We start from the raw sequence: 20,596 nt of genomic DNA, 5'->3' as shown, positions 1-20,596 counted from the left end.
CGATGAAACGGCTACGATGAAAACGGTTCCGATGAAAACAGCAACGCCCTGCCGGGCTACCCGGCAGGGCGTTCGTGCTTCATGTGGCGCAGGTCATGGCTCGAGCGTCATTCAGCGACGTGATCAGACCGCGCAGAATGCCGCCTCATCACGGCGCGACGCCGGTGCGGGAGATCCTCCGGCAACGCCAGCTGAACTCCACCGGCCACAAGGGCTGCGACTCGGCATGCCCATGCTCGACGAATGACTGCCACAGGCTGGCATAGTCGACCCCACGCACCGGGTGGCGCTGCTCGGCGAAGGCTTCCGCCAGTGGCAGCAGCACGAAGGCATTGCGATCCACTTCCTCGCGCGGCAGCAGGACACCGTCGATCTCGCCGGTCAGCTCACCGACCGTCAGGATGTCGATATCCAGCGTACGCGGACTGAACTTGGGGCTGCCCTCGAGGCGTCCGTTGGCGAACTCGACCTGCTTGCACCAGGCTTGCAGCTCACCGACGCTCCAGTCACTGTGGAATCCCGCCACCAGATTGTAGAAATTGCGCCCGTCGACGAACCCCACCGGCTCGCTTTCGTAGACGGAAGACAGCGTGAGCTCCCCGAAGGTCGCCTCCAGGGCATCCAGGCAGACTCGCACGTGATGATCACGCTCGATGTTGCTGCCGATGGAGACAAGCACCAGACTCATGCGCTGACATCCACGAGCGTGCCACGCTCGATGCGCACGCCCACCGCTTGCGCCTCCGGGACCGCCCCCGGCTTGCGCACCGTCATCCTGAGCCAGGGAATCCCGAATTCTTCCCGCAGCAGCGCGGCGAGACGCTCCGCGAAGGTCTCCACCAGCTCGAACTGGCTGTCGTCTGCGTAGGTCTGGATACGAGCGCTGATGGCAGCATAATCAAGGGTATGCGTCAGATCATCCCCCGTCGCGGCAGGACGGATGTCCGTCGCCATCTCCAGATCGATCACCAGACGCTGGCGAATGGTACGCTCCCAGTCATAGACTCCTATCACGGTCTCAACTGCCAGAGCCTCGATCAGCACACGATCCATGGCGTTACCTCTATGCTTGTCGGATGAACCAGTAAAACGACGCCGCCAAAGGCCCCGCCATCATGCCCGAGATTCTACTGCACCCGGCCCCTGCTTGGCCAAACCGAGCCGCGCGATGCGCCTGTCCGCAAGCGACATGGCTGACGGCGCGCAGCGGGTCATGTGCGGGGGAGGCATGCTGAGCGACATCATCGGCTGGGTGGCCACGCTGGCACACTGGCAGCAGCTGAGCCTGCTGCTGGCACTGGCCTATGGGGGAGGGTCGGTTCTGGGAGCGGTGTGGATCTGCCAGCGCCTGGGCCTGACCGACCCGCGGCTGGCCGGCTCCTTCAATCCGGGCTTCTCGAATGTACTGCGACTGCACGGTGCCATGCCTGCCGCGCTGGTCCTGACCTTCGATGCCACCAAGGGCATGCCTGCCCTGTGGCTGGGTGGCGAGATCGCCCTGCCCGCCTGGGCGCTGGGACTGATCGGACTGGCGGTGCTGATCGGCCACAGCCTGCCGCTATGGCATCGCGGACATCGAGGCGGCAAGGCTGTCGCTGCCGCCTTCGGCGTGCTGTTGATGCTGGCGCCGGGCGTGGCCCTGAGCTGTGCCGCCCTGTGGATCGGACTGGCGTGGCGCCTGCGCACCGCCGCCATTGCCTCACTCGTCTCAGGGCTTGCCGCCCCGCTCTTCAGCCTGTGGCTGGCGCCGGAAATGAGCGGCGTGATACTCGTCTTCGCCAGTCTGATCGTGGTGCGTCACGCGCTCAATCTGCGCCGCCTGAGCGATGGCAGCGAACCGCGCCTGTAGACCCTCACTCCGCAGCCCGACCCTTGCCTCTGCGTGCATCGTCCTCTCAGTGAGCGTGGCCACAACCACAGTGCGGCGCATGGACCTCTGGCGTGGCTCGCCACTCACGCAACGCCTCGGCAATCGCCTGCTGACGCTGCTCGCCCATCGCCCGCCCGATCTCGGCACCCTTGAGCCCCTGAGCGACCAGGGATTGCGGCGAGACCGCCGTCGCGGCCTGCCAGGCGGCATTGCCCAGCCGCGCCAGCCCCTTGTCTTCCACTGCCAGCAAGGCCACCAGCACCGACTGACGCTCACCACGACGCCACGCATCGACGCCATCCAGCCAGACCTTGAGATCTTCCGCCTGCACGCCACCCTCTCGATGCGACGCATCATTCAGCTCTCGGCACAGACGCGCCTGCTGAGCCGCATCGCGCACGGCACTGGGCAGACGCAGCTCCTGCGCCAGGGTATCGATCTCCTCACGCGACAGGTGCTCCACCAGCCGTGCCATGCGCCAGCAGACCATCTCCGCCTCATCGACCAGCTGTCGCGGCAGGCGATCCAGCCGCTCCAGCGCTGACTCAAGCGCACGGGCCTCCCTCGCCAGTGCCGGCATCAGCACGCTCAGGGCACCCAGCTCATCCAGCAGCTGGAAGTAGGCCTCAGGACTGGCTTCCCCCAGCGCCTTCTCGGTTTCCTTCCAGACACGCTCAGCGACCAGATGCGAGACTTCGCCGCTCTCGACCATCCCCTGCATCAACGCGCGAGTCTCCTCGGCGACCGTGAAACCCAGCCCCTGATAACGTGCCAGGAAGCGTGCCACGCGCAGCACGCGTAGCGGGTCTTCACTGAAGGCGTCGGAGACGTGGCGCAACAGTCGTGCCTCGAGATCCGCAAGTCCGCCGTAGGGGTCCACCAGTTCGCCCTCGCCGGGCGGACTGTCCAGCGGCTCGGCCATGGCATTGATGGTCAGATCACGACGCACGAGATCCTCTTCCAGGGTCACGTCGGGGCTGGCATGCACGGTGAAGCCAACGTAGCCATGTCCGGACTTGCGCTCGGTGCGTGCCAGCGCATATTCCTCCTGCGTCTGCGGGTGCAGGAAGACCGGAAAGTCGCGCCCCACCGGGCGGAAACCACGCGCCTGCATGTCCTCGACCGTCGCGCCCACCACTACGAAATCGCACTCATGCCATGGCCAGCCCAGGCGCGCATCGCGCACGGCGCCCCCCACCCGATAGACCTCGAGCCCTTGCAGCAGGCGGTCCGATGACGCATCAAGTCGATGAGGGGCACTACGAGTCATGGGGACTCCTTGGCAGAAGGGAGATGAGACAATCAGGCAAAGGTGGGATCAGCTACCGCTTTCGACATCGTCGCCATGGGTGAGCTGATACTGGGTGAAACCGCCATCGAGAGAGTAGACCTTCTCGAAGCCCTGCCCGGCAAGCCAGGCCGCTGCCTGCTGACTGGAGTGCCCGTGATAGCACACCACTACCAGCGGTGTGTCGCGAGGTGTCTCTTCCAGGATCGCCCCCGCACTGGCGTTGTCCAGATGCCGGCTGCCGGGAATGCGCCCCTGGGTGAAGCTGAGCGGATCACGGATGTCCAGCAGCACGAAGGGTTGTTCGCCGTCGCGCCATTGCGCCAGTGACGCCAGATCAAGATGTTCGAAACTCATGGGAACTCCGCTGAAGATAGGGACAGGAAAATGGACGTGCGCCGCGCAGGGGAGGCGCCTTGCAGAGTCAGTCGCGCGATGTCACCGCCGGTTCGAACACGCGCTGCCCCGTCTCGAGATCGAGCGCTGTCAGCCCGCCACCCCATACACAGCCGGTATCCAGTGCCGCGACATCCTGGCGCGCCGCTGGAGTCTCGCCTTCCAGCGCCGCCCAATGGCCGAACAGCAGGCGCGGAGAGTCATCCCAGGCCCCCTCGGGACGCGGAAACTGGAACCAGGGACGATAGCCCTCGGGCGCGGAATCCAGCCCCTCCTTGGCCGCAAAGTCCATGCGACCCTCGCGGTCCACGAAACGCATGCGGGTGAAGACATTCACGATGCAACGCAGCCGCGCGATGCCGCTGAGATCCTCCCGCCAGAGATCGGGCGTGTCGCCATACATCTCGCCGAGAAACTCGCGATAGGCGTCCCCCGCCAGTGCAGCTTCCGCCTCGCGGGCCAGCGCTGCCGCCTGATTCAAGGTCCAGCCGGGCAGAACGCCGGCATGCGTCATCACCGTGCGCCGCGCATCGATGGTCTCTTCCACCATCAACGGCTGGCGACGCAGCCAGTCAAGCAGCTCGTCGCGATCCGGCGCGTCCAGAATGGGCTGAAGCGTATCGGAACGCTTGAGGCGCCCGAAGCCATGCGCGACCGCCAGCAGATGCAGATCATGGTTGCCCAGCACGATGCGCGCACTGTCCCCGAGAGCCTTGGCATGGCGCAGGCATTCAAGCGAGCCCGGCCCGCGATTGACCAGATCTCCGGCCAACCACATCACATCACGTCCGGGCGTGAACTCCAGACGCTGCAACAGGCGTTCGAACTCAACGTGACATCCCTGCAGATCGCCAATCGCCCACTGCGTCATGCTGCTCCCCCGGCCGCCTGGCGGCCTGCTACGTGAATGACTTGCTGATGATTTCGTTCAGGACGGCGACAGACCAATGGGCCATGTCCCGACCTGGCCCGAGACTCGGCAGGCATCAATGCACCTGATGCGGCCCGGCCAGACGAAATGGCGCGATGGCGACTTCGAAGGTGCGCGCATGGGTGGCATCGGAGAAGGTATAGGCCCCCTGCATCACGCCGACCGGCATGTCGAGGACGGCCCGCGAGGTATAGCGGAAGCTTTCCCCCGGGGCGATCAGCGGCTGCTTGCCGACCACCCCCTTGCCGCGGACTTCCTGCTCGTTGCCGCTTCCCTGGGTGATCTTCCAGTAACGCGCCAGCAGCTGGATCGTCTCGTCGCTGCCATTGTGCACCGTGATGGTGTAGCGGAACACGAAGCGGTTCTCGCTCGGACGACTCTCGTCGGCGCAGTACTCCGGTACGGCGTCGACATGAATGTCCGCCACGCCGCTCATGCGTCGTGATCGCTGTCAGTGGCGGCCTGCGAGGTCGTGACCTCACCGTGACCGACATTGCTGCGGGGGCGCTTGCGGGGCGCGCTGTCCGCCTGGCTGGCGGTCATGCCCTGGGCGCTCAGATGGTTGGTGATCATCACCAGCTCCGCGACCGTCAGCGTCTGCGGGCGACGCGAGGGATCAATGCCCAGCGCCGTCAGCTGTTCGGCATCGATACGCCCCTTGAAGTTGTTGCGCAGGGTCTTGCGACGCTGGGAGAAGGCTTCCCGCACGATGATGGCCAGCAGCTTCTCGTCAGTCGCCGGATGCGGCAGCTCGGCATGCGGCACCAGACGCACGATGGCCGAGTCCACCTTTGGCGCCGGGAAGAAGGCACTGGGCGGCACCAGGAAGAGGTTCTCGACCGCACAGTAATACTGGGTCATCACCGACAGACGGCCCCAGTCCGTACCACCCGGCTCAGCCGCCAGACGCTCGACCACTTCCTTCTGCAGCATGAAGTGCATGTCGGCAATCGCGCCACGCGCTTCCAGCAGGTGGAAGATCAGTGGCGTGGAGATGTTGTACGGCAGGTTGCCGACCACGCGCAGTGCCGGGCCATCGCCCACCAGCGCCGGAAAATCGAAGCGCAGGGCATCGCCCTCGTGGATGACGAAATCGGGATAGTTGAAGAACTGCACGCGCAGCCCGGGGATCAGGTCACGGTCCAGCTCGATGACCTCCAGCTTGCCCGCCGCTTCCAGCAACGGACCGGTCAGCGCCCCCTGCCCCGGACCGATCTCGACCAGCCGCTCCCCCTCTGCCGGACGAATGGCCCTGACGATACGGGAGATGACGCCAAGATCCTGCAGGAAGTTCTGGCCGAAACGCTTGCGCGCACGATGCGCCGGGAAATGTTGGGACATGGGACTGACTTTCCTCCGGGGAGCCCTGTGGACTCCCGACAACAAGACGCCATCCTTCACCTGTGGAATCGATGCAGAGGCATCGAGGGACATGGAAAGGACGGCGAGACCATCCTGGATGGTCGAATGACTGGGGTAGCGGCGACGCCTGCTTGAGGTGCGCGCTCGGCGTGCCGCATGGACGGCCACGCCAGATGATGGGGGATTATCTCAGGCTCGCGCGGCGGCTGCCATCTCGATGGCCACCTGCACGGCCTGCACGAGACTTCCGACATCGGCCCGACCCGTGCCCGCGAGATCCAGCGCGGTACCGTGATCGACCGAGGTACGCACGATGGGCAGGCCCAGCGTGATGTTGGCCGCCTGACCGAATCCGGCGTACTTGAGCACCGGCAGCCCCTGATCGTGATACATCGCCAGCACGGCATCCACGCCATCGAGATGACGTGGCGTGAACAGGGTATCTGCCGGCAGCGGCCCCGCCAGCTGCATGCCCGTGGCGCGCAGTGCCTCGAGCGTCGGTGAGATCACCTCGATCTCCTCGACGCCGAGATGCCCACCTTCGCCGGCATGGGGGTTGAGTCCGCACACCGCGATGCGCGGCGTCTCACGCCCGAAGTAGCGTTTGAGATCTTCCGCCAGGATAGTGAGCACTCGTGTCAGCCCCTGCGGCGTGATGGCGTCAGCCACCTCACGCAGCGGCAGATGGGTGGTGGCCAGCGCGACACGCAGTCCCGGGCAGGCCAGCATCATGACCACTTCCTCGACACCGCAGACGTCGCGCAGATACTCGGTATGCCCCGTGAAACCGGCGTGGCCGGCCTCGATCACGGCCGCCTTGGACAGCGGCGCCGTCACCATGGCACTGGCGTGTCCGGCCTGACAGGCGGCGATGGCCACGTCGAGCATCTGCAGGACATGATCACCGTTGCGCGCATCGATCACCCCCGGCTCACTGGGCACCGCCAGCGGCACCGGCCATACGGCCAGATGACCATTGCGGGCCGGTGGCAGGGGGTCGCCGGGGCTCAGCTCATGCAATTCAAGCGAAAGCCCCAGCAGCCGGGCACGACTGGCCAGCAGGTCGGGATCGGCGACCGCGACCAGCTGCGCCGGGAAGTCCTCGGCCTGAGCCGCCAGCATCACCAGCAGCTCGGGACCGATGCCCGCCGGCTCCCCGGCGGTCAGCGCGATCACCTCGGACGACATGGCGCGCTCACTGCTCATCAAGGCGGTTGTCGACATAGGCCTCGGCGCGGATCTGCTGCTGCCAGGCTTCCAGTTCGTCATTGAGCTTGCGCTGGAACAGGGTCTTGCGGACCTTGTCACGCTGGCTGGAATTGGTGACATCCTGCTGACGACGATTCTCGACCTCGATGATGTGATAACCGAAGCGCGTCTTGATGGGCTGGCTGACCTCCCCCACCTTCAGGGCGTTCATGGCAGTCTCGAAGGACGACACCGTCTGCCCCGGGCTGACCCACCCCAGCTCGCCACCCTTGAGAGAGCTGCCCTTGTCGTCGCTGAACTCCTGGGCCAGCGCGGCGAAGTCCTCGCCTCCCAGCACGCGACGGCGGATGGACTCGGCACGCTCAAGCGCCTGCTGATCACTCATGTTCGGGTTGGGCTGGATCAGGATGTGACGCGCCTGAGTCTGGGAAATCAATGACTTGCCTGCGCCACGCTTCTCGATCAGCTTGACCAGGTGATAGCCGCTGGCACTGCGCAACGGCTGGGACACCTCACCTGCCTGCATGTCCGGCACCACATCGGCGAATACGCTCGGCAGCTCACCGCCGGCGCGCCAGCCGAGATCCCCGCCACTCAGCGCCTGGCTGCCAGCGGATTCCGCCGCTGCCACCTGGGCGAAGTCCGTCCCATCGGCGATCTGCTGACGCAGACCATCGGCACGCTCGCGCGCCGCCTTGACCTGAGCCGGTGTCGGCTCCTGCGGCAGGGCGACCAGCAGGTGCGCCAGGTGATACTGGATATCACTGCCGACGTCCTGCTGATTGAGATACCGGTCGATCTCGCGATCGGAGATGCGCACCTTGCTGGCCACGCGACGCTGCTGGATCTGTTGCACCAGCAGTTCACGACGCACCTGATCACGCACATCGGCCAGCGACATGCCATCCTGCTCGAGCTTGTCGGCAAAGGCCTCCAGGCTCAGACCATTGTCCTTGGCGATTCCCCGCAGGGTGGCATTGAGCTGGGTGTCATCGATGCTCAGATTGGCCTGCTCCGCCATCTGCAGCTGAATCTGCTCATTGACCATGCGGTCGAGCACCTGGCGCTCCAGCACATTGCGCGGCGGCAGGTTGATACCGCGACTCTGCAGCTGTTGGCTGGCCTGGGAGACACGCCGCTCCATGTCGCTTTGCATGATGGCGTCCTTGTTGACCACGGCAACCACACGGTCGAGCAACTCGGCGGCACTCACCGGCAGGCTTGCCAGCGCGAATGCCAGCCCCAGCGGGGCAATCAGGGTCTTGCGCATCGGGTGTTCTCTCGACGTAAAAATGTTGATGGCGCCGCCTTGCAGCGGCGCCCTGTCGTCAGCGTGCGTGACGCATCCCGGGGGTCAGAAACCGGCGTTGCGATAGCCCGGCACCGCCTGCTCCAGATAGCTGTCCGCGCTCTGGCCGACGCCACCCAGTCCCTTGAACTCGAAGGTCAGGAAGATACCGTTCTTCTCTTCATCATCCGAGATGGTATTGGCGGTGTCGTTGTCATCCTGCCATTCCCGCCAGGTGACCTGGACGCCATAGCAGCAGTCGTTGTACTGGACACCCAGCACCTTCTCCAGCGAGCGGGAATTGGTGCTGTCGTACTGATAGCGGCCCAGCAGCGACCAGCTTGCGCTGACCGGCGTCGCGAACGAGAAATCCCACTCGTTGCGGGTATAGCCCAGCACGTCTTCATCGTCCTCATCATCGTAAGGCACGAACCCTTCGATCTCACGATTGAAGCCAAAGTTCAGTACCGTGCCCTGTTTGGCGCGATAACGCAGTGATGTCTGGGCGCTTTCGGTGACACCGCGATCGAAGTCCTGGAACACGGCCTGGGACGCGGTCCACTGGTCGTTGAGGACCACATCGGCCTGGAAGACCACCGGCGAGCGGTCACGCGTCGCCCGATAGTAATCGGAGTAGCTGTCGAAGTCGGAGCGCGACGTCTTGTCCGGATCCCCATCCATGTCGATGTTGCGGTCCGACAGGTAGCTGGACTGGCCAACGCCCAGCTTGAGGCGTTCACGACCGCTCTCGTCACTGATGAAGCGCGAGGAGACGCCGTAGGAGATCTTGTTGGTGTCGCCCACTCGGTCGCCACCGCTGAAGCGGTAGGGAGACCACAGCTGATTCCAGCTGAAGGCATCCTCGGAGGTGTCGAAGTCCGGGAAGTCGGACTGATCGACCTCAGGGACATAGGCGTAGTACAGACGCGGCTCCAGCGTCTGCTTGTAACCTTCGCCGAACCACTCGGTATCACGGTCGAAGATCAAGCCGCTGTCCAGTGACAGCACCGGAATGGTCGCCGAGGTACTGCTGTCACGATCGGTCTCGCGATCCCCGTAGTCCAGGTCGTAGCTCAGACTGATCAGCTGGGCACGCGGCTCGATGAAGCTCCAGCTCTGATCACTGCGCCAGCCCACGGCCGGCGCCAGACGCAGACGGGTGCCGTTGGCGGCTTCATCGTCGTCGATGTCCGTGTCGGTCTCGTCCACATCACGCCAGAAGTAGGTGGCGTTGGAATTCCATTCTTCATAGAAGCCGCTGGCCTGGCTCCAGCGCGCGTTGGCAGTCAGGCTCGGCAGGCGATAGAACGGCTTGTCCTCGTCATCCAGCGGAAAGTCCATCCGCTGATACCCCTGCGCCTTGAACTCGAGATCCCAGACGTCGCCACGGTAATTCAGTCGCGCGAGACGCTCGAGGCTGTCCGTCTCGGTCTCGCCGAAGTTGCGCCCGAAGTCATCGAAGTAATTGCCGTCGGATGCCGCGCCATACTTGAGCTGATAGGCCGTGCGCGCGTCATAGCGACCAGAGTGCTGGTAATTGATGTACCAGCGATCCTCGCCGATGAGATCCTCTTCATCGTCATCCGGATCACTGCCGCCATCGTCATCGGCCAACCAGGCGCCTTCCAGCGTGCCTTCGTCGCCACGCGGCAGCAGGTAACGGAACTCACCTTCCAGCATCTCACCACGCTCTGAAATGTAGCGAGGCGTGATGGTGGCATCGTAATTCGGGGCCAGGTTCAGATAGATGGGCTGGGCATAATCGAAGCCGCTGGAGCTGGTGTAGCTGAGCTGCGGCCACAGCAACCCGGTGTGGCGGCGGTCATCGACCGGGAAACGCACATAGGGCCAATAGAAGACCGGCACGCCGCCCATTTCCATGCGCGCGTGGGTCGCCTCCCCCCAACCGGACTCCCGGTCGATGGTGATATCGCTGCCGACCAGACGCCACAGGCTGTTGCCCGGCTCACAGGAGGTGAAGCTGGCATCCTTCAGGCGATAACGGCCATCTTCCAGACGCGCCAACTGCACCGCATCCCCCCGGATACGCTGCTTGTGGAAGACGTAGTGACCATTGTCGACGCTGGCCGCGTCGCTGTTGAGCGAGACGCGGGCATCATCTCCGCGCAGCAGCACGCCGGGCTGACGGTAGGTCACCGGGCCCTTGGCCGTCGCGGTGTCTCGCGCCTCGTTGACGCTGACCTCAGGCGATTCCAGCTGGGAATCACCCCGTCTGAGCACTACCTCGCCCATCAGGGTCGCGACGCCGTCATTGCCATAATTGGCCTTGTCGGCGGAGGTCGCGACCTGCTCGGGCGTGTCGCCCGCATCGATCCGGTAGGCCGGTGTCACGTAGCGACCGCTGCACAGCTGCCCCTGCGGCACCTCATCATAAGGCTGCCAGTCGAGCTGGCTTGCCGACAGCGGCTCCGGCGGGGCGGCTTGCGCCATCAGCGGCGCGCCGGCGGCCAGCGGGGCCAGCGTCCACAGGAGACGCAGCACCAGCGGCTTGAGCCGCCATGTCGCCGGCTGGCTGACGGGGAGACGCGTCGCCGTCGTGGAAGACGCAAGACGACGATGCGGCCGCCCGAGGGCGGACACCGGCTTGCCCGTGTGTATTGAATGGCTGCGCTGGGCCATGGCTGCTCTGTGTCCTTGGCTGGGGGAATCGGTATTATACAGGCCCAGCAACCGGCCTTCCTGCTTGCCGGTTCCGCCTGTCCTGTGGTCACCACACCCCAGCATGCGGGGCCGCGGCACAGGCGTCAACTGACAGCCGGCCCCCGTATCCGCCGACAGGAGCCCCGCCCCATGACATCCGACGCCCGCCGTCAGGCCCTCCACGCCTGGGCTGCCGCACGCCACGACCTCGCCCCCGACACCGTCCGCATGAGCGCGGTGGCCGACGACGCCAGCTTTCGTCGCTACTTCCGCCTGCATCTCGATGAGAGCGCCCCCGGCATGTCGCCCCGCATCCTGATGGATGCACCGCCGGAAAAGGAGGACAGCCATGGCTTCGTCGCCATCGCCCGCCAGTGGCGAGAGGCCGGCCTGCCCCTGCCCGAGGTCTTCGCCTTCGATGACGCCCGAGGCTTTCTGGAGCTTGAGGATCTCGGTGATACGCCATTGATGACGGCCCTGACCAGCACCGAACACGCCGACCACTACTATGGCGAGGCCATCGGCCTGCTCGAGCAGTTGCATGAACTGCCGCTGGCCGACCTGCCCGCCTATGACGATGCGCGCCTCAAGGCCGAGATGGACCTCTTCCCCGAATGGTGTCTGGAGCAGCTGCTCGACATGCCACATGACCGCCGCTACGCCGCCTGGGAAACGCTCTGCGGACAGCTGCTGACGGCCGCGCGCGCGCAACCTCTCGTCACCGTGCACCGCGACTTCCATGCCCAGAACCTGTTCCTGCATGCCGATGCCGGCCAGTCGCGGGAGGCACTATGGATCATCGATTTCCAGGATGCCGTCATCGGTCCCGAGAACTACGACCTGATCTCGCTGCTGCGTGACCGCCACTGGCGCTGGCCGGAGCCCGCCATGGCGCGCTGGATCGAACAGGCCCGCCTTGCCGCCCTGCCACGCTATGACGCCGCTGGCCTGCCGGCCCCCAGCCCGCTCGCGTATCGTCAGAGCGTCGAGCGCATGGGGGTGCAGCGCAATCTCAAGATTCTCGGCATCTTCGCGCGTCTGACCCTGCGCGACGCCAAGCCACGCTATCTGACGCTGATGCCACGCTTCCTCGGCCATCTGCGTGAAGGTCTGGCCTTCTGCCCCGAACTGATCTCCTTCACCCACTGGCTGGATGAGGTGCTGACCCCGGCGCTGTCACTGCGTCTGGCCTCCGAGTGCGAGGCACGAGGCCTGCGACTGGCCAATGGCGAGACGCCGGAGATCAACCTTGACGACTACGATGAGCTGGCTGCACTGGCCGATCGCGCGGCACGCCTGATGCGCAACGCCGAGGCACGTCAGACAGATGTCACGCAGGAGAAAGGCTGATGCGCGCGATGATTCTGGCCGCGGGCTTCGGGACTCGCATGCGTCCATTGACTGACCACACACCCAAGCCGCTGCTGAACGTCGCAGGACGCCCGCTGCTGGAGCATCACCTGCTCAGGCTGGAAGCCGCAGGCGTGGATGACATCGTCATCAACGTCGGCCATCTTGCGCAGAAGATCCTGGAGCATTTCGCCGCTGCTCGCTCTCCCTGCGGCTTGCTGCAGGCGCGCTGGCAGGGTCGCGGGCGCGAACTGACGCTGACGTTCTCCCATGAGACGACGCCACTGGAGACCGGTGGCGGCATCGCACGCGCACTGACACTGCCCGGCGCTTTGACGGCCGATGATACCGACGAGACACCCTTCCTGCTGATCAATGGTGATGTCTGGTGCGATGTGGATCTCGGGGCGCTGATGGCTCAGGCACTGGCCAGCCAGACTCAGTGCCTGCCGCCAAGGCCGTTGGCGGGCCTGGTACTGGTGGACAACCCGCCACACCATCCGAGCGGCGACTTCCTGCTGATGCAGGATGGCGAAGTGCGCGACGACCCCGTGAATGGAACGGACGAGCGCATGGACAACGCAGACCGCCTGACCTTCTCCGGCGTGTCATGGCTGTCCCCACGCCTGATCCGGCGCGCCCTGCACGAGACGCCGGCTCTGCGAGAGGGTGATGGCGTGTTCAAGCTGGCACCGCTGCTGCGCGATGCCATGCAGCGCGGGGAGGCACGCGGACTGCATCACCGTGGCGAATGGATCGACGTCGGAACGCCGGAAAGACTGGACGAGCTGGACAGGCTGCTCAGCGATCGCCCGGCACATCCAAAGGCATGAGCTCGCAGGCATAAGCTCAGCGCCGGACGTTCCTCCGGCCGCGGGCGCGGCAATGCTATTCTGTGCGCCTTCGTGCGGTCCCGCCTGCGCACCGGTGCACCTCACTGACTCATTGATTCACCGAAGGGAGAGAATTCGTCATGGCAATGAACACCAGCATCAAGTGGACCGATGGTCGCCAGTTCCTCGCGGAATCCGGCAGCGGCCACAGCGTCGTCATGGATGGCAATCCGGAAAATGGCGGACGCAACACCGGCCCGCGCCCGATGGAGATGCTGCTGATGGGGCTGGGCGGCTGCACCAGCTTTGACGTCATCCAGATTCTCGAGAAGGCCCGCCAACAGGTCACGGACTGCCGCGCAGACCTCACGGCCGAGCGCGCCGATGGCGTGCCCAGCGTCTTCACCAGCATTCACGTCAACTTCGTGGTCACGGGCTACAACCTCAAGGAAGCACAGGTAAAACGCGCCGTGGAGCTGTCCGCCGAAAAGTACTGCAGCGCGTCATTGATGCTCAGCGCCGGTGGCGTCGAGATCACGCACTCCTACGAAGTCATCGACAGCGCCGCCTGATCATCTCCCGGCACTCCCCCTCTGCCACCCGCCGCCATGAGCGATCTGACGGCGGGTGGCAGAGGGGGGCTCACGCCAGCGAGCGACGCTCGACGGGAATTGACGCTGGCGTGTCAGCCCTGCCTGTGCATAATACGCCCCTCAAACCGGTTGTCTTCCCGGTCGCTCCTCGGCCATCGGCCACGAAACGAGCGCCGCAGGACACCTTCTTCGGCCCGATGTTCACCCCTGGATGGCAACGCCACACGGGCGTGATAGAGGCATCGGATGTCATACCACCCTCCCATCTCAAGGAGGCCTGGACGTGAGCGATCAACTCCGCCTTCACGGGTTCAACAACCTCACCAGTTCGTTGAGCTTCAATATCTACGACATCTGCTACGCGCAGACCGAAGAACAGCGTACGGCGTATATCGATTATATCGATGAACTCTACAACGCCGAGCGTCTGACCCAGATACTCAAGGATGTCACCAACATCATTGGTGCCCACGTGCTGAACATCGCGCGTCAGGACTACGAGCCGCATGGTGCCAGCGTGACCATCCTGATCGCCGAGCATGAGCTGGAAGAGACGGACCCCGCCCAGACGGAGCCGGGTCCTGGCCCGCTGCCCGAGACGGTCGTCGGCCATCTGGACAAGTCACACGTCACGGTGCACACCTACCCTGAGTCCCACCCGGACAACGGCATCAGCACCTTCCGTCTGGATATCGATGTCTCGACCTGTGGCATGATCAGCCCGCTGAAGGCGCTGAACTACCTGATCCACAGTTTCGACTCCGACATCGTGACCATGGATTACCGCGTGCGCGGCTTCACCCGCGACGTGGATGGCAAGAAGCTGTTCATCGATCACGACATCACCTCGATCCAGGATTACCTGGCGGAAGACACCAAGTGTGCCTACCAGATGGTCGATGTGAACGTGTATCAGGAAAACATGTTCCACACCAAGATGCTGCTCAAGGACTTCGAGCTGGACAACTACCTCTTCGGCACCTCGCGTCGCGAGCTGACCTTCGAGGAAGCCACCAACATCGAAAGCCGTCTGCGTCGCGAAATGCTCGAGATCTTCTACTCGCGCAACTTCGACTGAGCCGGGCACGCCTCGAGGCATGCAAAAGCCCCTGACACCTTTGGGTGTCAGGGGCTTTTTTCTGGCCCGACCACGACTCAACGCTTTCCGTCAGGCCCGGGGTCCGTCTTGCGTTGCGGCGCAGTGGTGCCGGCCTCGTCCAGACGCCGGGCCATCTCGTCATTGACCTCACGCTGGAGCGCCTCACGGCGCTGTTCGCGCTCCGCCAGCGACTCCCCCTGCATCACCGCCACTTCATCAAGCCGGGTGCGCAATTCACGCACCTCGGTCGTCAGCTCGCTGATCTGGTGATAGAGCGCGCGGGTCATGTCGCGCTGGGCACGCGCCGCGCGCGCCTCCTGCTCACTGTCATCCTCGATGAAGATCGAACTGATGTAGGCCGCGAAGCTCCCGAACAGCCCCACGCCTCCCACCATCAACAGCACGGCCACGACCCGCCCCAGGGTGGTGATGGGATAATAGTCCCCATAGCCGACGGTGGTCACCGTCACGACGGCCCACCACAGCGCCTCCTCGGCAGTGTTGATGGGGCTGTCGGGGTTGGGAGTCTCCACCATCAGCATGGTGAGTGCGCCGAAGACCACCAGCAGCACCGTGGCAGTGGCCGCAGAGGCGAACACCCCCTCGGCGCGATTGCGGAACAGCAGCTTCCAGATCATCTCCATCGACTTGATGGCGCGCAGCACCCGCAGTATCTGCACCACGCGAAACAGCCTCGCCCCCTGGAAGAGGCCTGCCGGAATACAGGCCAGCAGGTCGATCCAGCCCCACTTCATGTACTCGCGCTTGCTCTTCGCACTGGCGAACCGCTTGCAGAAATCGACGAAGAAGAACAGGCAGACCACGTAGTCCATGTACTGCAGCAGTCGCTGGACCGGAGGCGACAGTTCGAAGATCAGATCCACGACCATCGCACCGATGACATACAGTGACAGCACCAGAATGAACAGCTGAAAGGGCGTGACGCGTTCCTGCATCCGAGGATCTCCGTAAATGGGGCTCAGGAAAGCCTACCCCATCCTCGACGCCCTGACAGTGTGAAGACACCGCTGTCGTGCTTGCGATGATTCATGCGACCGGAGCTTCATGCGTCCGGTAGTTCATGCGTCCGGTGGTTCATGCGTTAGCCTCATGCGCCCGCGCTCATGACGTCTTGTCGCGCGACTCGTCGTCACTCGGAGGCTGGAAGGTAGACTGCTCGCTGATGTCTTCCCCACTGATGCGATTCAGAAGCTTGCGCAACTTGTGACGCTGACGGCGTGATGACAGGCGATTGGAATCCCAGCGCTCCGGTACCAGCGCACATTCTCCATTGGCATCGTGCAGACGGAAGGCACGCTCGACGCCGATCGGGTGGTCCTCACTGCCATAGATGCCGATGATGCGCAGCGTCAGGCGCTGGAATTTCAGCTGCTCATTGCTGGGCCAGTGACCGTCGAGCGAGATGCCATTGCGGCGCGCCATGCGCTCGATGACTTCAGAGAACGTCCCGATATGCAGGAAGTCGCCCGAGCCCAGCGGCCCCTGACGCGTGGTATCGGAGATACGCCATTCACTGCTGCTGGAAGCCTCCTTCGCGGACTGCTCGCTGTCGCCATCCTGCTGATTGCCACTCTGCTCGTCACCTTCCTGATAGCTGCGTTCGAACTCGGTGACATCCATCAGCAGGCTGCCATGACTGGTATCCAGCCGGGCGATGATGTGCTCGATGAAGATCGATTCGGCACTCATGTTGCTGACGATGCACAGGCTGTCGATCCCCTTGGACTTGCCGCGATTGATCAGCACGCGCGGGCGCCGCTGGCGACGGAAGTTGTGATACAGCAGCTGTGCGTAGACCAGCCAGATGAAGAACGAGCCGATACTGGCAATCGCCGAGATGGTTTTCGAGTGATTCGCGATCCACTCCATCATGCTGACCTCCCCTGTCAACGTTGTCTGGTGCTCCCTTTCTTGGGGATGGCGACAGGGGATTGCGAGCATTGATATGGCGTTTAATCACGCCGTGCGAGTCATCGGGACAGGGAATGCCTGAGCCGGACACGAAATGTCTGAGTCAAGATCACTCCCCCAGCAAGGATTGCCAGATGGTGATGACACGCTCGCGGTGCATGGCGATGAGCGGCACCTGCTCGAGATTGATGAGGCTGCCACGCTTTTCCAGCGCGAGGCGGTGGCTGGTATTGCGATAGGCCAGATAGGCCTCGCGCAGCTCACTGGCCTGTTCACCCGGCAGGCGCCCACAGGCCTCCAGCGTCTCGAGCAGTCGCATGTTGTCACTCCATCTCAGAAGCTCAGGCTCCTGATGGCTCATCGACAACACGCAGTACTGGGCCAGAAACTCGATATCGACGATGCCTCCCGCATCCTGCTTGAGGTGGAACTGGCCTGCATCCCGGTCCTTGGCGGAACTCCCCAGGTGATCCCGCATCTTGTGGCGCATGGCGACGACTTCCTTGCCCAGGGCATCGGCCTCTCGGGCCTGCCCCAGCACCTCCCGACGTGTCTGCTCAAACGCCAGCGCCAGCGCCGGATCCCCCGCCACGGCACGTGCCCGCACCAGCGCCTGATGCTCCCAGGTCCAGGCCTGGGAAAGCTGGTAATCACGGAAGGAAGCCAGGCTCGAGACCAGCAGTCCGGAGTTGCCGGAAGGCCGCAGGCGCATGTCGACTTCGTAGAGGGCACCGGCCGGAGTCACCGCGGTCAGCAGATGAATGATGCGCTGACCCAGCCGGGTGAAGAACAGCGGGTTGTCGAGGGGGCGCGGGCCATCCGTCTGGCCCTTGCTGGCGGCATCGTGCAGGAAGACCAGATCCAGATCCGAGCCATAGCCCAGCTCAATGCCCCCCAGCTTGCCGTAGCCGACGATCACGAAGCAGCCGCTCAGACTGTCCCCGGTGATCGGCTGGCCATCCCGCCCCAGCGGAAAGCCGTGCTTGCGGGTCAGGGTCTTCCAGGCCATCGCCAGCACCTGCTCGAGGATCACCTCGGCGATGAAGGTCAGATAATCGCTCACCTTCATCAGCGGGCGCGCCCCCGCGATGTCGGAGGCCGCGACGTGCAGCACCTGGGCGTGCCGGAAGACGCGCAGCGCCTCGAGCAACGCCTCTTCATCATCTTCGGGGATGCGTGACAGCGCGATGCGCAGCTCATCGGCCAGACGCACCTTGTCGGCGGGCGAGTAGAGATTGTGCGGGTGCAGCAGCTCGTCCAGCAGCACCGGATAGCGCGCCAGCTGCTCGGCAATCCAGGGGCTCGCCGCACACAGGCGCATCAACTGCGTCAGTGCATCAGGATTCTCGCGCAGCAGCGCCAGGTAGGCCGTGCGACGCAACACGGCCTCGATCAGCGGCAGCACACGCTCCAGCACGCGACTGGCATCATGCTCGCCGGGCTTTTCCGGATCGCCCGCCGCCGAGCCCAGCGCCTGCAGCAGTGAGGGCATCAAGGCATCCAGACGATCAAAACCGATGCGCTGCATCCCCTGCACTGCCCGTGAGCGACGCAGGCTGTTCAGGCGCCGCAGACTCTCGTCGGGTGCCTCGAATCCGCTTTCGGCGAGCAGCTCCCGACCCTCTTCCACCGTCAGCTCATCACGCCACAGGGCACGCCACTCATCGAGTGCCTGCTGCCCTTCGGGCGGTTCGGTTTCCTCGTCTTCCGGCGCGGCGATCACGTTGTCGAAGTGCAGCCGGATGCGAGCGCGCACCTCTTCGAGTCGCTCGGTGAGCGCCTCCCAGTCCGGCAGCTGCATCGCCAGGGCGAGACGCTCGCGCCCCAGCGGGTCCAGCGGCAATGTCTGGGTCTGGCGGTCGGCCTGCGCCTGCAGGGCATGCTCAAGATCACGCAGGAAGACGTAATCCGGCACCAGCTCATCCACGACCGCCTGTGGCAGCAGGCCAAGCTCGGGCAGTCGCGCGAAGGCTGTCTTGAGTGAGGTGACCTGCAGTTCCGACTCGCGGCCACCGCGGATCAACTGGAAGGCCTGGGCGACGAATTCCACTTCGCGAATGCCACCGGACCCCAGCTTGATGTTGTCAGAGAGCCCGCGGCGCTTGACCTCGCGATTGATCATCCCCTTCATCTCGCGCAGGGATTCGATGGCGCCGAAGTCCAGATACTTGCGGTAGACGAAGGGTCGCAGATGCGCGATCAGTCGCTCGCCCGCGGTGATGCTGCCGGCCACTGGACGCGCCTTGAGCATCGCGTAGCGCTCCCATTCACGCCCCTGATCCTGATAGTAGCTGGCCAGCATCGAGAAGCTGCCCACCAGTGGGCCGCCGTCCCCCAGCGGCCGCAGGCGCATGTCGACGCGGAACACGAAGCCATCGGCGGTCATCGCATCCAGCGCCGCGATCAACTTCTGGCCCAGGCGCGTGAAATATTCCTGGTGATCCAGCGACTTGCGTCCGCCCGTCGTCTCGCCCTTGTCGGGGAAGGCGAAGATCAAGTCGATATCGGAGGACAGGTTGAGCTCTCCGGCCCCCAGCTTGCCCATGCCGAGCACCACCAACCGCTGCGGCTCTCCGAAGCGATCCGCTGCCGGGCGGCCATAGCGCGGTTCAAGAAAGGCCTCCAGCCATCCCAGCGCACCTTCAAGCGAGACCTCGGCCAGTCGCGAGACCGCGCCCGCCGTGTCCCACATGCCCGTGCCATTGAGATCACGCCAGATGATGCCCAGCATGCGCAGCTGGCGGAAACGCCGCAGCACCTGCTGCATCGCCTTTTCATCCTCGGCGGCCGACAGCCCCTCCGCCAGCCGTGCGCTCAATTCCCGTGGCGGCAAGGCGCGTTCAAGCTCGCCGCTCTCGATCAGTTCGGCCAGAAGTTCAGGGCGACGGCACAGGGTATCGAGAGCGAAGTCCGACAGCGTGACCAGACGGGCGAGCTCGAGACGTTGCTGTGCCCCCAGCGCCAGAAACGTCGCCACGGGCGAGCTGGCATCGCCGCGCATCTCGCTGAGACTCCGGGCCTGCATCAGGCTCTCGTTCAGACGCTCCCGTGCGGCGCCGGCAGCCTCCTCCAGTGTCTGGCGACTGTGCTCGGATTGCTGGCCGAGCAGCGCCTCCAGCGGCAGGAAGTCTGCCGGCAGCGGGAAAACCGCTGACGGACAGGAAGAGTGAGGTGATGAGGCGGGGGCGTTGTCGGGCATGGTCGTCTCCTTCGATCCGACCTTCAGCATAACGGAGGCAGAGGGGACATGACACGGCCATGCCCCACAGGCGATATGCCCTATCCGAACAGCTTGTCGTAGAGCAGCGTGCCCCAGGTCAGGCCCGCGAAGATCAGACCGAGCATCACCGCTGCCGAGCCCATGTCCTTGGCGCGCCCGGACAGTTCATGAAACTCCGGGCCGATGCGATCGATCGCGCACTCCACCGCGGAATTGAGCAGCTCGACCATCAACACGATCAGGATGGAGCCGACCAGCAGCAGCCACTCGATGTGCGATTCCCCGATCCACCAGGCGAACGGCAAGAGTAGCGCGCACAGGATCAATTCCTGGCGGAAGGCTTCTTCATTGCGCCAGGCCGCCTTGAGCCCCTTGAGAGAGTAACGCGCGGAGTGCTTGAGGTGGGTCAGGCCGGTATGCCGTGATTTCATCTTCGGGTCTCGTGCAGACGCAGCACGGTGGCTGCAGAGGCCGATCTTTCAATCGGACGATGACGTTTACCAGAAACACGTCTCGGGAAGAGCTGCCAGCACACCGGCTGGCGACCTCGCAGCGCTAGCTGCG

General features: G+C 64.3%; 19 protein-coding genes. 5 read left to right on the top strand and 14 right to left on the bottom strand.

Annotated elements, in window-relative coordinates; genetic code table 11:
- Positions 1 to 148 precede the first annotated feature (148 nt).
- Both folK and folB read right to left on the bottom strand, forming a co-directional pair.
- On the bottom strand, positions 149 to 688 hold the full coding sequence (gene folK, locus QD228_RS12170; protein WP_279875691.1) for a 2-amino-4-hydroxy-6-hydroxymethyldihydropteridine diphosphokinase: 540 nt from the start codon (positions 686 to 688) through the stop codon (positions 149 to 151).
- Positions 685 to 1,053, bottom strand: a complete 369-nt coding sequence (gene folB, locus QD228_RS12165) for a dihydroneopterin aldolase (protein WP_176503628.1) — start codon at positions 1,051 to 1,053, stop codon at positions 685 to 687. The genes folK and folB overlap by 4 nt, the downstream gene beginning before the upstream one ends.
- 115 nt (positions 1,054 to 1,168) lie before the next feature.
- Between folB and QD228_RS12160 the strand changes: the two genes are divergently transcribed.
- Positions 1,169 to 1,849 carry a glycerol-3-phosphate acyltransferase gene (locus QD228_RS12160; RefSeq protein ID WP_279875690.1) on the top strand — a complete coding sequence of 227 codons (681 nt, stop codon included), beginning with the start codon at positions 1,169 to 1,171 and terminating at the stop codon, positions 1,847 to 1,849.
- Positions 1,850 to 1,895: 46 nt separating this feature from the next.
- On the opposite strand, the gene QD228_RS12155 is transcribed toward QD228_RS12160, so the two are convergent.
- The 8 genes from QD228_RS12155 to QD228_RS12120 all read right to left on the bottom strand — a co-directional run bounded on the left by QD228_RS12155 (position 1,896) and on the right by QD228_RS12120 (position 10,984).
- A complete protein-coding gene (locus QD228_RS12155; RefSeq protein WP_279855963.1) occupies positions 1,896 to 3,140 on the bottom strand; it encodes a polynucleotide adenylyltransferase in 1,245 nt (414 codons plus the stop codon).
- Between the two features lie 48 nt (positions 3,141 to 3,188).
- The gene (gene glpE / locus QD228_RS12150) at positions 3,189 to 3,515 is read right to left on the bottom strand and encodes a thiosulfate sulfurtransferase GlpE (RefSeq protein WP_077378098.1); all 327 of its coding nucleotides are present in this window, start codon (positions 3,513 to 3,515) and stop codon (positions 3,189 to 3,191) included.
- Between the two features lie 67 nt (positions 3,516 to 3,582).
- Positions 3,583 to 4,425 carry a symmetrical bis(5'-nucleosyl)-tetraphosphatase gene (locus QD228_RS12145; protein WP_141392525.1) on the bottom strand — a complete coding sequence of 281 codons (843 nt, stop codon included), beginning with the start codon at positions 4,423 to 4,425 and terminating at the stop codon, positions 3,583 to 3,585.
- Between the two features lie 115 nt (positions 4,426 to 4,540).
- Positions 4,541 to 4,921, bottom strand: coding sequence for a Co2+/Mg2+ efflux protein ApaG (gene apaG, locus QD228_RS12140; protein WP_077378092.1), 381 nt, complete (start codon positions 4,919 to 4,921; stop codon positions 4,541 to 4,543).
- Entirely contained in the window at positions 4,918 to 5,826 is a 909-nt protein-coding gene (gene rsmA, locus QD228_RS12135) for a 16S rRNA (adenine(1518)-N(6)/adenine(1519)-N(6))-dimethyltransferase RsmA (protein WP_077378089.1), read from the bottom strand. Before rsmA ends, apaG begins: the two co-directional genes overlap by 4 nt.
- 210 nt (positions 5,827 to 6,036) lie before the next feature.
- Positions 6,037 to 7,035, bottom strand: a complete 999-nt coding sequence (pdxA, locus tag QD228_RS12130; RefSeq protein WP_084207861.1) for a 4-hydroxythreonine-4-phosphate dehydrogenase PdxA — start codon at positions 7,033 to 7,035, stop codon at positions 6,037 to 6,039.
- A gap of 7 nt (positions 7,036 to 7,042) precedes the next feature.
- Positions 7,043 to 8,326 (bottom strand): peptidylprolyl isomerase, encoded by a 1,284-nt coding sequence (locus QD228_RS12125; protein ID WP_077378083.1) that lies wholly within the window; start codon positions 8,324 to 8,326, stop codon positions 7,043 to 7,045.
- An 84-nt stretch (positions 8,327 to 8,410) separates the two neighbouring features.
- A complete protein-coding gene (locus tag QD228_RS12120; RefSeq protein WP_279875689.1) occupies positions 8,411 to 10,984 on the bottom strand; it encodes an LPS-assembly protein LptD in 2,574 nt (857 codons plus the stop codon).
- A gap of 171 nt (positions 10,985 to 11,155) precedes the next feature.
- On the opposite strand from QD228_RS12120, the gene QD228_RS12115 reads away from it, so the two are divergent.
- From QD228_RS12115 to speD, 4 genes are all read left to right on the top strand, one after another.
- Entirely contained in the window at positions 11,156 to 12,355 is a 1,200-nt protein-coding gene (locus tag QD228_RS12115) for a phosphotransferase (protein WP_279875688.1), read from the top strand.
- Entirely contained in the window at positions 12,355 to 13,188 is an 834-nt protein-coding gene (locus QD228_RS12110; RefSeq protein WP_279875687.1) for a nucleotidyltransferase family protein, read from the top strand. The genes QD228_RS12115 and QD228_RS12110 overlap by 1 nt, the downstream gene beginning before the upstream one ends.
- A 146-nt stretch (positions 13,189 to 13,334) precedes the next feature.
- Entirely contained in the window at positions 13,335 to 13,760 is a 426-nt protein-coding gene (locus QD228_RS12105) for an OsmC family protein (protein ID WP_077378074.1), read from the top strand.
- Between the two features lie 304 nt (positions 13,761 to 14,064).
- The gene (gene speD, locus QD228_RS12100) at positions 14,065 to 14,859 is read left to right on the top strand and encodes an adenosylmethionine decarboxylase (RefSeq protein ID WP_077378071.1); all 795 of its coding nucleotides are present in this window, start codon (positions 14,065 to 14,067) and stop codon (positions 14,857 to 14,859) included.
- Positions 14,860 to 14,936: 77 nt separating this feature from the next.
- Here speD and QD228_RS12095 read toward each other — a convergent pair whose 3' ends face one another.
- The 4 genes from QD228_RS12095 to QD228_RS12080 form a co-directional block, all read right to left on the bottom strand.
- Entirely contained in the window at positions 14,937 to 15,836 is a 900-nt protein-coding gene (locus QD228_RS12095) for an ion transporter (RefSeq protein WP_077378068.1), read from the bottom strand.
- A gap of 166 nt (positions 15,837 to 16,002) precedes the next feature.
- On the bottom strand, positions 16,003 to 16,773 hold the full coding sequence (locus QD228_RS12090; RefSeq protein WP_279875686.1) for a hypothetical protein: 771 nt from the start codon (positions 16,771 to 16,773) through the stop codon (positions 16,003 to 16,005).
- Positions 16,774 to 16,921: 148 nt separating this feature from the next.
- Positions 16,922 to 20,011: a bifunctional [glutamate--ammonia ligase]-adenylyl-L-tyrosine phosphorylase/[glutamate--ammonia-ligase] adenylyltransferase gene (gene glnE, locus QD228_RS12085; RefSeq protein ID WP_279875685.1), complete on the bottom strand. Its 3,090-nt coding sequence runs from the start codon at positions 20,009 to 20,011 to the stop codon at positions 16,922 to 16,924.
- Positions 20,012 to 20,091: 80 nt separating this feature from the next.
- Complete coding sequence (locus tag QD228_RS12080) at positions 20,092 to 20,463, bottom strand: diacylglycerol kinase (RefSeq protein WP_077378057.1); 372 nt, start codon at positions 20,461 to 20,463, stop codon at positions 20,092 to 20,094.
- Between the last annotated feature and the right edge of the window lie 133 nt (positions 20,464 to 20,596).

The sequence above is a fragment of the Cobetia sp. 3AK genome (assembly GCF_029846335.1).
Lineage (GTDB): Bacteria > Pseudomonadota > Gammaproteobacteria > Pseudomonadales > Halomonadaceae > Cobetia > Cobetia marina.
This window is presented reverse-complemented; position numbering and strand designations above follow the sequence as displayed.

Coding starts and splice junctions, on each gene's coding strand:
- QD228_RS12145 (WP_141392525.1), bottom strand. CDS start 4,425: ATGACGCAGTGGGCGATTGGCGATCTGCAGGGATGTCACGTTGAGTTC.
- QD228_RS12155 (WP_279855963.1), bottom strand. CDS start 3,140: ATGACTCGTAGTGCCCCTCATCGACTTGATGCGTCATCGGACCGCCTG.
- QD228_RS12125 (WP_077378083.1), bottom strand. CDS start 8,326: ATGCGCAAGACCCTGATTGCCCCGCTGGGGCTGGCATTCGCGCTGGCA.
- glnE (WP_279875685.1), bottom strand. CDS start 20,011: ATGCCCGACAACGCCCCCGCCTCATCACCTCACTCTTCCTGTCCGTCA.
- folK (WP_279875691.1), bottom strand. CDS start 688: ATGAGTCTGGTGCTTGTCTCCATCGGCAGCAACATCGAGCGTGATCAT.
- rsmA (WP_077378089.1), bottom strand. CDS start 5,826: ATGTCCCAACATTTCCCGGCGCATCGTGCGCGCAAGCGTTTCGGCCAG.
- QD228_RS12115 (WP_279875688.1), top strand. CDS start 11,156: ATGACATCCGACGCCCGCCGTCAGGCCCTCCACGCCTGGGCTGCCGCA.
- pdxA (WP_084207861.1), bottom strand. CDS start 7,035: ATGTCGTCCGAGGTGATCGCGCTGACCGCCGGGGAGCCGGCGGGCATC.
- QD228_RS12160 (WP_279875690.1), top strand. CDS start 1,169: ATGCGCCTGTCCGCAAGCGACATGGCTGACGGCGCGCAGCGGGTCATG.
- QD228_RS12080 (WP_077378057.1), bottom strand. CDS start 20,463: ATGAAATCACGGCATACCGGCCTGACCCACCTCAAGCACTCCGCGCGT.
- QD228_RS12110 (WP_279875687.1), top strand. CDS start 12,355: ATGCGCGCGATGATTCTGGCCGCGGGCTTCGGGACTCGCATGCGTCCA.
- QD228_RS12105 (WP_077378074.1), top strand. CDS start 13,335: ATGAACACCAGCATCAAGTGGACCGATGGTCGCCAGTTCCTCGCGGAA.
- QD228_RS12120 (WP_279875689.1), bottom strand. CDS start 10,984: ATGGCCCAGCGCAGCCATTCAATACACACGGGCAAGCCGGTGTCCGCC.
- apaG (WP_077378092.1), bottom strand. CDS start 4,921: ATGAGCGGCGTGGCGGACATTCATGTCGACGCCGTACCGGAGTACTGC.
- QD228_RS12095 (WP_077378068.1), bottom strand. CDS start 15,836: ATGCAGGAACGCGTCACGCCCTTTCAGCTGTTCATTCTGGTGCTGTCA.
- glpE (WP_077378098.1), bottom strand. CDS start 3,515: ATGAGTTTCGAACATCTTGATCTGGCGTCACTGGCGCAATGGCGCGAC.
- QD228_RS12090 (WP_279875686.1), bottom strand. CDS start 16,773: ATGATGGAGTGGATCGCGAATCACTCGAAAACCATCTCGGCGATTGCC.
- folB (WP_176503628.1), bottom strand. CDS start 1,053: ATGGATCGTGTGCTGATCGAGGCTCTGGCAGTTGAGACCGTGATAGGA.